Annotated in this window: 8 protein-coding genes and 2 rRNA genes (1 of these 10 cut by a window edge); 8 read left to right on the top strand and 2 right to left on the bottom strand. The window is 54.9% G+C overall.

Annotated elements, in window-relative coordinates; all coding sequences use genetic code 11:
- The 3 genes from METLA_RS0110830 to METLA_RS0110820 form a co-directional block, all read left to right on the top strand.
- A 23S ribosomal RNA gene (locus tag METLA_RS0110830) occupies nucleotides 1-996 on the top strand (it extends 1,897 nt beyond the left edge of the window).
- Between the two features lie 147 nt (nucleotides 997-1,143).
- Nucleotides 1,144-1,259, top strand: a 5S ribosomal RNA gene (gene rrf / locus METLA_RS0110825).
- 193 nt (nucleotides 1,260-1,452) lie between these two features.
- The gene (locus tag METLA_RS0110820; protein WP_024298576.1) at nucleotides 1,453-1,953 is read left to right on the top strand and encodes a cytochrome P460 family protein; all 501 of its coding nucleotides are present in this window, start codon (nucleotides 1,453-1,455) and stop codon (nucleotides 1,951-1,953) included.
- Between the two features lie 64 nt (nucleotides 1,954-2,017).
- On the opposite strand, the gene METLA_RS23740 is transcribed toward METLA_RS0110820, so the two are convergent.
- Together METLA_RS23740 and METLA_RS0110810 are read right to left on the bottom strand one after the other, a co-directional pair.
- Complete coding sequence (locus tag METLA_RS23740) at nucleotides 2,018-2,146, bottom strand: MFS transporter small subunit (protein ID WP_281171946.1); 129 nt, start codon at nucleotides 2,144-2,146, stop codon at nucleotides 2,018-2,020.
- 28 nt (nucleotides 2,147-2,174) lie between these two features.
- Complete coding sequence (locus tag METLA_RS0110810) at nucleotides 2,175-3,575, bottom strand: L-lactate MFS transporter (RefSeq protein WP_024298575.1); 1,401 nt, start codon at nucleotides 3,573-3,575, stop codon at nucleotides 2,175-2,177.
- Between the two features lie 405 nt (nucleotides 3,576-3,980).
- On the opposite strand from METLA_RS0110810, the gene METLA_RS0110805 reads away from it, so the two are divergent.
- The 5 genes from METLA_RS0110805 (at nucleotide 3,981) to pstB (ending at nucleotide 11,069) form a co-directional block, all read left to right on the top strand.
- The gene (locus tag METLA_RS0110805; protein WP_024298574.1) at nucleotides 3,981-4,835 is read left to right on the top strand and encodes an EAL domain-containing protein; all 855 of its coding nucleotides are present in this window, start codon (nucleotides 3,981-3,983) and stop codon (nucleotides 4,833-4,835) included.
- Between the two features lie 290 nt (nucleotides 4,836-5,125).
- Complete coding sequence (locus METLA_RS0110800; protein ID WP_024298573.1) at nucleotides 5,126-6,109, top strand: PstS family phosphate ABC transporter substrate-binding protein; 984 nt, start codon at nucleotides 5,126-5,128, stop codon at nucleotides 6,107-6,109.
- A gap of 192 nt (nucleotides 6,110-6,301) precedes the next feature.
- Nucleotides 6,302-8,578, top strand: coding sequence for an ABC transporter permease subunit (locus tag METLA_RS0110795; protein ID WP_024298572.1), 2,277 nt, complete (start codon nucleotides 6,302-6,304; stop codon nucleotides 8,576-8,578).
- Complete coding sequence (gene pstA / locus METLA_RS0110790) at nucleotides 8,575-10,230, top strand: phosphate ABC transporter permease PstA (protein WP_029646597.1); 1,656 nt, start codon at nucleotides 8,575-8,577, stop codon at nucleotides 10,228-10,230. Before METLA_RS0110795 ends, pstA begins: the two co-directional genes overlap by 4 nt.
- A gap of 5 nt (nucleotides 10,231-10,235) precedes the next feature.
- Nucleotides 10,236-11,069 carry a phosphate ABC transporter ATP-binding protein PstB gene (gene pstB, locus METLA_RS0110785; RefSeq protein WP_024298570.1) on the top strand — a complete coding sequence of 278 codons (834 nt, stop codon included), beginning with the start codon at nucleotides 10,236-10,238 and terminating at the stop codon, nucleotides 11,067-11,069.

The raw sequence follows: 11,069 nt of genomic DNA, 5'->3' as shown, positions 1-11,069 counted from the left end.
CGTAACTATAACGGTCCTAAGGTAGCGAAATTCCTTGTCGGGTAAGTTCCGACCTGCACGAATGGCGTAACGATGGCCACACTGTCTCCACCCGAGACTCAGTGAAATTGAAATAGCTGTGAAGATGCAGTTTACCCGCGGTTAGACGGAAAGACCCCGTGAACCTTTACTATAGCTTGACACTGGACTTTGAATCGACTTGTGTAGGATAGGTGGGAGGCTTCGAAGCAGGAACGCCAGTTTCTGTGGAGCCAACCTTGAAATACCACCCTGGTTTATTTGAAGTTCTAACCTAGGTCCGTAATCCGGATTGGGGACAGTGTCTGGTGGGTAGTTTGACTGGGGCGGTCTCCTCCCAAAGAGTAACGGAGGAGCACGAAGGTACCCTCAGCATGGTCGGAAATCATGCGCTGAGTGCAATGGCATAAGGGTGCTTGACTGCGAGACGGACAGGTCGAGCAGGTACGAAAGTAGGTCATAGTGATCCGGTGGTTCTGTATGGAAGGGCCATCGCTCAACGGATAAAAGGTACTCCGGGGATAACAGGCTGATACCGCCCAAGAGTTCATATCGACGGCGGTGTTTGGCACCTCGATGTCGGCTCATCACATCCTGGGGCTGAAGCAGGTCCCAAGGGTATGGCTGTTCGCCATTTAAAGTGGTACGCGAGCTGGGTTCAGAACGTCGTGAGACAGTTCGGTCCCTATCTGCCGTGGGCGTTTGAGATTTGAGGGAAGCTGCTCCTAGTACGAGAGGACCGGAGTGGACGAACCGCTGGTGTTCCGGTTGTCATGCCAATGGCATTGCCGGGTAGCTACGTTCGGACAGGATAACCGCTGAAAGCATCTAAGCGGGAAGCCCCTCCCAAGATGAGATCTCACTGGGACTTCAAGTCCCCTGAAGGGCCGTCGGAGACTACGACGTTGATAGGCACGGTGTGGAAGTCCAGTAATGGGCGTAGCTAACGTGTACTAATTGCCCGTGAGGCTTGACCATATAACACCCAATCGGTTTGGGTGGCTGTAGAAGAAAACTACAGTTCAGCTGACGCTTGACTGCAAGAGAACCGAAATGTTACAGATTTCCAAGGCACGGCGACAGCCCTGCCGAAGGTTGACAATCATCGTCAACCGCACCAGTTTGCTTGGTGACCATAGCGAGCGTGAACCACCCGATCCCATCCCGAACTCGGAAGTGAAACCGCTTAGCGCCGATGATAGTGTGGCAGGTTGCCATGCGAAAGTAGGGAATTGCCAAGCTCTTAATCCGAAAACCCAAGCCACACGGCTTGGGTTTTTTTTGTCCGGAATTTTTTCGGATAGGGGCTCGCTTGAGGCAGTAAGTCATCGGCTGATGATTTGGCCAGCAATCCGGTATAATCGGCAATAATCCGGGGCGGGCAATAAAAGCCTAGATAAACCCCGATTGCCAATACACTCAGAGGAGCAACCGATGAAATTGATCAGTACCTTAACTCTTGGCGCCTTGCTTGCCGCAAGCAGCGTCCTGGCGACCGAGAAGCCAGCGCCGGCGCCGAACGGCATCGAACTGCCGGCCTATTACAAAAACTGGCGCGTGATCGGCGTATCGCACCGGCAGGACAAGGAGTCGATGCGGGTAATCATAGGCAACGACACGGCGGTCAATGCGGCCAGAGCCGGCAATACCAAACCCTGGCCGGATGGAAGCATCCTCGGCAAGCTGGCCTGGAAGGATCAGATTCATCCGAAATGGGAGGCGGCTACCGTGCCCGGCGAGTTCGTGCATGCGGAATTCATGATCAAGGACTCCGCCAAATATGTGAAGACCCGAGGCTGGGGGTTTGCGCGCTGGCTCGGCATGGAGCAGAAGCCTTATGGCGCGGATCAGTCATTTGTGCAGGAATGTCTGGCCTGTCATGACCAGGTCAAGGACAACGATTCGGTGTTTACGCATCCGGTGCCGTTACCTTGATTTTATAGGGAACGCATCGCGTACCGAGTGGATTTAGGGCATGCCATGCATGCCCAGCTTGAAGTCAGTTAAACAGCGCCATCGCCTTTTTCAACGTGGACCAGATTCCCCAGGTCAGCGGCGCGGCGACGTACAGCCAAAACAGCAGCACCAGCGCCACTGGGGTGGATTTTGGTTTATCAGGATGTTTCATCTTTCGTCTCTTTAATCAGCGAGCAGGCTTAGTGCGCGTCGGGCGCCGCGCCGTGTGGAAAAACACCGTCGAGTTCATCGAATTCATCATGGCGCATGTGATGTTTTGCGTGCACCGGCCGGATCAGCATATTGCAAATGAAGCCGATGACTAAAACGCCGGCCATGATATACATCGTCACATTGTACGCATCCGACTTCGGAACCCCTTGGGCGATCTGAAACTCGCGGATATAGTTGACCAGGACCGGCCCTGCGACCCCTGCGGTTGACCAGGCAGTCAACAGGCGGCCGTGGATACCGCCGACATAGCGGGTGCCGAAGATGTCGGCCAGATAGGCCGGAATCGTCGAGAAGCCGCCGCCGTACATGCTCATGATGATCGCATATAACAGGATGAACAGGCCGATGTTGCCGAGCTGGCCCAGCGTCGGCACGGTCGCGTAAAGCACCGCGCCGAGCGCGAAGAAAATGATGTAGGTATTCTTGCGGCCCAGAAAATCGGAGGCCGAGGACCAAAAAAAACGCCCGCCCATGTTGAACAGACTGAGCAAGCCGACAAAGCCGGCCGCCGAGGCCGGCGTGACCGCACCCTTGAACATTTCCTGAATCATTACCGACGCCTGACCCAAGACTCCGATGCCGGCGGTCACATTCAAACACAGCACCAACCACAGCAAATAAAACTGCGGCGTCAGCAAGGCACGGTCGATGTGCACATGATTATTCGTGATCATCTTGTTCTGAATGACCGGCGGCGTCCAGCCTTCGGGTTTCCAGTCGTTCGGCGGAACCCGTATCGTCAAGGCGCCGATCAGCATCGATACGAAATACACGCTGCCCATCACCATGAAGGTTTCGAGCGCGCCGACCGAGGTCGCCGACTTGAAATGATCCATCAGCAAAACCGCCAGCGGCGCGCCGATCATCGCGCCGCCGCCGAAGCCCATGATCGCCATGCCGGTGGCCATGCCGCGCCGGTCCGGAAACCATTTAATCAGCGTCGACACCGGCGATACGTAGCCGAGACCTAGCCCGATGCCGCCGATCACCCCATAGCCGGCATAGACCAGCCAGATTTGATGCAGATACACGCCCAGCGCGGCGATCCAGAAGCCGCCGCCGAAACAGCAGGCGGCGACAAACATGGTCAGCCGGGGGCCGACTTTTTCGAGCCATTTGCCGCCGAAGGCGGCCGATAGGCCTAAGAACACGATCGCGAGACTGAAAGTCCAGCCCAGCGTGGTCAGTTTCCAGTCGTCGGGCGTGGATGCGGTGATGCCGATCAGCTTGCTCAAGGGATCATTGAACACGCTGAAGGCGTAGGCCTGGCCGATGCAGAGGTGCACCGACAAGGCGGCGGGAGGCACCATCCAGCGGTTATAACCTTGGGAGGCGGTAATGCGTTGTTTGGAGAAAAAACCGGACATGAAATCGAACTCTTATTTGAATGGGCTTGAGGGCGGTAAGCAGGGTAGGCGAGGAAAGTCGGTTCCGCTCGGACGCTATGCCAACCGGAAAACCAGGCAAAGCGCTATTCTACTCTGAGATGAGGGGCTGAATCTACTGCGTTAGGCAAGGCGCCGAGGCGAGCCTGAGAGCGGCGCACCCTGCAATTAACAGATATAGCCATCGAATAATATCGTTTTATCAAATATTAAAATTTCACTAAGATCGTCAGCAAGTGCAAATACCGCCGATCGATCGTCATTAGCCTTGTTATGTGCCCTCTGGGCGGGTTTACCCCGCCTTTTTTTTTCGGTCGGAAGAGGTTGTGAGTCCGCCGATTCTGAATCATCGGTGTTTAGCCCTGTTCTACACCGGAGTAAGCCGCCATGAGCCAAAGCGTAATCGAAGTATTAAACGAAAAAATGCAGGATGCCTTTCTTGATGATTTTACGCAATATCTGAAAGAGGATAAACCGAGCCGCTATTCCGGCCTGTTCCGGGGCTTCGCGCTGGACAGCGTTTTTCAGCCCATTACGACAGGAAGCGATCAGCAGACGATAGGCTATGAAGCCCTGCTCAGGCCTTCGATCGGGAGGGCCTTGCCGGTCGAGCCCAAGTTCGTATTCCGCTACATCGAGGAGGCCGGCGGTTTGGTGCTCTTCGATCGAATCTGCCGCACCCTGCATCTGCTCAATTTTCTCGCCTTCAAACAGGAACAGGACCTGTTATTTATCAACGTGCATCCGGCGCTGTTGTCGCAAGTCGATGCGCATGGCAAGGTTTTTGAAGCGATCGTGCATGCGCACTCGGTACCGGTGGATCGGGTCGTGATCGAACTCGAGGAAAGTTTTCTCGAACATCAGCAGACGCTCGACAAGGCTTTGCGGAATTTCCGCGACCGCGGTTTCAAAATTGCGATTTCGGATTTCGGCAGGGAGCTGACCTATGTCAAACGGCTGTGGAAAATCACGCCGGATTTCGTCAAATTGCACGGCGATTTGCTGAGGGAGGCGGTCGTCAATGAAAAAGTCATGAAGGTTTTGCCGAAGATCGTCGATCTGATCCATCAGGCGGGCGGGGAAGTCGTCGTGCAAGGCATCGAATCGGCGCGGCAATTGGCGATTGCCGAACACAGCGGCGCCCGCTTTCGGCAAGGCTTTGCCTTGTCGAAACCCGAGCCTGCCGGCTATTGGCTGGAGCGGCTCGGCGATGCGAATTTGCGCCGTTATGCTGCGAGATAGAGCCCTTTTCGTCGTCTTGTTCCGCTTCCTGCTCGGTTCTTTATGCATTGTCCACAAAAAACGCGAAAGGCACGAAAAATTTCATAGCACAATCCGTTCAGCTTAAACTTTTATTCAAGCCTCACAGCTCTAACATCAATAGATAGCCTGTATGCCGCGTTATTGTACTCGGTCGTATCAGCATACGTGGAAAACTCTGCTGCTGTCATAATTCTGTCATATTCAATGACTAACCTATGCGCAATGAATTCCAACGAGTCCATTTACCTATCTATTTTTTGAGAGTTGATATGAAATTGTCGTTTAAAAAAACATCGCTGGCATTGGCGCTGGGTGTTGTGTCATTCGCTCCCCTGAGCAGCCAGGCAGCCGCCAAATTGGCCGTTGACCCGAACCTTCCTGCCTATCAAACCGCTAGCGGGATTTCAGGCAACTTGTCCAGCGTCGGCTCCGATAGCTTGGCGAACATGATGACTTTGTGGGCCGAGACTTTCAATCGTTTCTACCCGAATGTGAATATTCAGATTCAGGCCGCAGGTTCTTCGACCGCGCCGCCTGCGCTGACCGAAGGCACCTCGAATCTGGGCCCGATGAGCCGGGAAATGAAAGACGACGAAATCGAGGCTTTCGAAGACAAATACGGCTATAAGCCGACCGCGATTCCGGTCGCCGTTGACGCCTTGGCGGTGATGGTGAACAAGGATAACCCGATCAAGGGCCTGTCGATGGATCAAGTTGACGCGATCTTTTCCTCGACGCTGAAATGCGGCGGCAGCAAAGAAATCGAAAACTGGGGCGATGCCGGCGTGAAGGCCTGGGGCGCGAAAAGCATCCAGTTATATGGCCGTAACTCGGTATCGGGTACTTACGGTTATTTCAAGGAGAACGCGCTTTGTAAAGGCGACTTTAAGAGCAACGTGAACGAACAACCCGGTTCTGCGTCGGTCGTGCAATCGATTACTTCTTCGACGAACGGTATCGGTTACTCCGGCATGGGTTATACGACTTCCGGCGTCAGAATGGTGCCTTTGGCCAAAAAAGGCACCACCAATTATGTCGAAGCGACGCCCGAAAATGCGCTGAACGGCACTTATCCGTTGACGCGCTATTTGTTCGTCTATGTGAACAAGAAGCCTAACCAGCCGCTGGCGCCGCTCGAGAATGAATTCATGAAGATGGTTTTATCCAAGGAAGGCCAGGAAGTCGTAATCAAGGACGGTTATATTCCGCTGCCTGTGAAGGTAGTTCAAAAATATATGGAAGCGCTCAAATAAATAGGATTTCCGCAGTATATTCCCCTTGTACTCAGGTTAGGGAAAAGCGTCACTGAATACCGGCATAGCGTGCCGGTATCTTCTCTCAGATGGCAACTTTTCGATTGGACGGCCAAGATTTATGGAACGAATCTTGGCCGTTTTTTTTGATGTTGTTATATCATTGTCACTTTTAAAAGCTAGCATCTTTGCATGTCTGAAATAAACAACCTTAGAAACATGCCAGGCTCCATTCAACAGTCGGCTGCCGGTTATTATCAGCGGTGGCGTTTGATCAAGGATACATTGGCGCGTTATGGCGTCATCATCGGTGGTCTCGGCATTCTTGTCGCGATCGTTCTGATTTTCTTTTACCTGCTCTATGTGGTCTATCCGCTGTTTGTCGAGGCCTCGGCGACGCGGGTCAGCCAGTATGCGGTGCCCGAACAGTCGCTGGGTAAAACGCTGTTCCTCGAAATCGAGGAGCAGAATGAGCTTGCGGCCCGTTTCACCGACAATGGCCAGGTGGTGTTTTTTGAAGTGGCTACCGGCAAGACCGTGCTAACTCAGGCGATCGCGGTGCCCGAAGGCGTCTCGATCACCAGCTTCGCGCCGGGCAGCCCGGCCAATGCCGGCGTCTTCATCTATGGATTGTCGAACGGCGGCGCGGTCGTGGTTAAGGACCAATATAAGGTAACCTACGCGAACGATGCCCGCAAGATTAAGCCTGAGCTCAGCTATCCTCTCGGCGAGGCGCCGTTGATGATAGTCGAGACGGGGACGCCGGTCGACAAGGTCGCGCTCAAATGGGAAGACGATGCGACGGTGATCGCCGCGAAAACCGGCGACAAGATTCATTTGGCCAATTTTGAAAAGGAGCAGTCGCTGTTTGCCGAAGAGGCGGCGTTGCAACGGCTTGACGCGGAACTGGATATTCAGGCGGGCGACATCACCGAGATGTTGATCGACAAGAACGGCGAGAGTCTGTTTCTGGCCGGCCGCGACGGTAGCATCAGTTTTTTCAATATCACCGATAAAAGCGCGCCAGTGCTCAGACAACGCCAAAATGTGGTCGAAGCGGGCCTCTCGATTACCCGTCTGGTATTTCTAAACGGCGATCTGTCGCTGATGGTCGCCGATTCTTCCGGACTGGTTGCTCAGTGGAGCAAGGCCAAGGATGAATTGAATAATGTGGTGCTGAAAAAGATCAGGGCCTTCAAGGTTTCCGATAAGCCGGTCATCGCGATCGAATCCGAGCAGCGGCGCAAGGGTTTCATGACTTTTGATGCGGGCGGTAAAATGGGGGTCTTCAATTCGACCGCGGAAAGGCGCTTGCTCGAGGAAAGTTTCGCGGCGAATCCTGTGGCGGCGGCCTTGTCGCCGCGCGCGAATGCCTTACTGATGCAGTCCGAGGATGGCCAAGTGCATTTCTGGAAGGTCAGCAACGAACATCCAGAAGTCTCGCTCGGATCGATCTGGGGCAAAGTCTGGTACGAAAGCTACCAAAAACCCGAGTATGTCTGGCAATCGTCTTCGGCAGCGAATGATTTCGAGCCGAAATACAGCCTGACGCCGCTGGTATTCGGCACCTTGAAGGCGGCGTTTTACGCGATGCTGGTCGCGATGCCGCTGTCTTTGCTGGGTGCGATATACGCGGCTTATTTCATGGCCCCGGCGATGCGCCAAGTGGTCAAGCCGACCATCGAATTGATGGGCGCCTTGCCGTCGGTGATTCTGGGATTCCTGGCCGGCTTGTGGCTGGCGCCTTTCATCGAAAAACATCTGGCCGGTATCTTTTCGGCGCTGATTCTGCTGCCGGTCGGCGTGCTGCTGTTTGCGCTGCTTTGGCAACTTGCCCCGAAAGCGATCCGGCATAAAATTCCCGACGGCTGGGAGGCGGTGTTATTAATTCCGGTGCTGCTGTTTACCGGCTGGTTTGCGTTTGAGGTCAGCGTACCGCTGGAGTCAGCCTTATTCGGCGGTTCGCTGCGTGAGTGGTTCAGCCGCGAATGGGGCATCGGCTACGATCAGCGCAATGCGCTGATCGTCGGCGTCGCGATGGGTTTTGCGGTGGTGCCGACCATTTTCTCGATTGCGGAAGACGCGATCTTCAGTGTGCCGAAGCATTTGACGGTCGGCTCCCTGGCATTGGGCGCAACGCCTTGGCAAACGGTCACCAAGGTCGTGCTGCTGACCGCGAGTCCCGGCATATTTTCGGCGGTGATGATAGGTCTCGGCCGCGCGATCGGCGAGACGATGATCGTATTGATGGCGACCGGCAACACCCCGGTGATGGATTTCAGCGTGTTTCAGGGACTCAGAACCCTGGCGGCGAACATCGCGGTCGAAATGCCGGAGGCGGAAGTCGACAGTACGCATTATCGGGTGTTGTTTCTGGCCGCGTTGGTGCTGTTTATGTTCACTTTCATTTTTAACACGCTGGCCGAAGTCATCCGTCAGCGTCTACGCGAAAAATACAGTTCGTTATGATCAAGTTATGGTTTAAAAGCGGCAATCCCTGGATCTGGCTGAATGCCGCCGCGGTCAGCGCCTGTCTGATCATGGTGTTGGGCGTGATGGGGCTGATATTCGTGCGCGGCATCGGGCATTTTTGGCCGGGCGAACTGGTGCAATTCGGTTATCAGGAAGACAGCGGCCAAGTGCGCGATATTGTCGGCGAATTGATCGATACCAGTATCACGCCGGCGGCGATGGCGAAAGCGACCGGATATGCGATGGCCGACGACGAGGATGTGCTGGTGCAATACCAGATCAAAACCGGCAACCGTGATGTCAGCGGCGCCGATTTTCGCTGGATACAGGCTCGCCGAGTCAAACAGCAGAGCAATCCGCCCGAGTTGATCGCGGTCGAACGGCGCGAATGGGGTAATTTCTATGGCCGTCTGGTCGCAGTCAAGGACGGCGGCAAGGTGGTTGCCGAAGGGCCGGAGGCGATGCCGGTCTTGCAGGAACGGCTAAAGGCCGCGCTGGATATTTTCGAGAAAATATCCCATCTGGAAAAAAAGGAAATCGGCGCGGTCAACTACGACCTCGAGCGGCTGCGACTGGAACAGCGCAAGCTGGAGTTGGAAAAACGCTGGGATGCGAAGGCGCAGCAACGCATCGCGGCCGAAAAGTCGGCGTTGGATGCCGAGTATAAGAAGCTCCAGGCCCAATTGGTTTCCTTGTACCAGGATATCCGCAAAGGCAGTTTTGTCGCGGCGGCGGACGACGGCAGCGAACACGAGATTGCGCTGGCCAAGGTGGTCAGGGTTTACCAGCCGAACAAGATGAATGTGTTCGGCAAAATCGGCCATTACCTGGCCAAATTGGTCGAATTTCTGACCGACGATCCGCGCGAGGCGAATACCGAAGGCGGCATTTTTCCGGCGATTTACGGCACCATTCTGATGGTGGTGATCATGTCGATCATCGTGACGCCGTTCGGCGTGATCGCGGCGGTGTATTTGCGCGAATATGCGAAACAGGGTTTCATGACGCGGCTGATCCGGATCGCGGTGAACAATCTGGCCGGGGTGCCGTCGGTGGTTTACGGCGTGTTCGGCCTGGGATTTTTTGTTTATATCTTGGGCGGCAAGATCGACCGTCTGTTTTATCCGGAAGCCGCGCCTGCGCCGATGTTCGGCACGCCGGGCCTGATGTGGGCGTCGATCACGCTAGCGCTGTTGACGCTGCCGGTCGTGATCGTCTCGACCGAAGAAGGCCTGGCGCGGATTCCGAAATCGATCCGCGAAGGCAGCCTGGCGCTCGGCGCGACCAAGTTTGAAACGTTGTGGCACACGGTATTGCCGATGGCGAGCCCCGCGATGATGACCGGTTTGATTCTGGCGGTCGCCCGGGCGGCCGGCGAGGTGGCGCCGTTGATGCTGGTCGGCGTGGTCAAACTGGCGCCGTCATTGCCGTTGGACGGCAACTTCCCGTTTTTACACATGGAACGAAAATTCATGCACCTCGGCTTTCATATTTATGACGTCGGCTTTCAAAGTCCGAATGTCGAGGCGGCAAGACCCTTGGTTTATGCGACATCGTTGTTGTTGGTCGTGGTGATTGTCGGGCTCAATTTGTCCGCGATCGTAATCCGCAACCATCTGAGGGAAAAATATAGAGCTCTTGAAGGTTAATCATCATGACATCACAACAAGCACGCACCCATGCGATCGACATGAAATCGATTCTGCGTGGTCCGATCGATCAGGCCGAGACTTCCGAAGTCTGCATCAAGGTCGACAATCTGAACCTGTTTTATGGAGAAAAACAGGCCTTGCACGGCATCAATATGGATATTCCGAAAAAAAAGGTCACCGCCTATATCGGCCCCAGCGGCTGCGGCAAATCGACGTTGTTGCGCTGCATCAACCGGATGAACGATCTGGTCGACAGCGCGCGCATCGAAGGCCGGATCTTGCTGGATGGCGACAATATCTATGACAAGTCGGTCAACGTCGCGGCGCTGCGCCGGCGGGTCGGCATGGTGTTCCAGAAACCGAATCCGTTTCCGAAATCGATTTTCGAAAATGTCGCCTACGGTCTTCGGATTCAGGGCATCAACGATAAAATTACGCTCGAGGAAACGGTCGAAAAGGCGCTGCGCGGCGCGGCGCTGTGGGATGAGATGAAAGACCGTCTGAACGACAATGCGCTCGGTATGTCCGGCGGCCAGCAGCAGCGTCTGGTGATCGCGCGCGCGATTGCGATCGAGCCGGAAGTGTTATTGCTCGACGAGCCGGCTTCGGCCCTCGATCCGATCTCAACCCTGAAAATCGAGGAGCTGATCAACGAATTGAAGGAGCACTATACTATCGTTATCGTGACGCACAACATGCAGCAGGCAGCGCGCGTGTCCGATTACACGGCTTTCATGTACATGGGTGAACTGATCGAAATGGGCTCCACCAGCGAGCTGTTCACGAATCCCAGAAAGCAACAGACAGAAGATTACATCACCGGCCGTTACGGTTAA

Origin of the sequence: Methylomicrobium lacus LW14 (genome assembly GCF_000527095.1) — a bacterium.
In the GTDB taxonomy this organism is placed as follows: domain Bacteria; phylum Pseudomonadota; class Gammaproteobacteria; order Methylococcales; family Methylomonadaceae; genus Methylomicrobium; species Methylomicrobium lacus.
The sequence above is the reverse complement of the archived record's forward strand: the minus strand, read 5'-3'. Positions and strand labels throughout refer to the sequence as shown.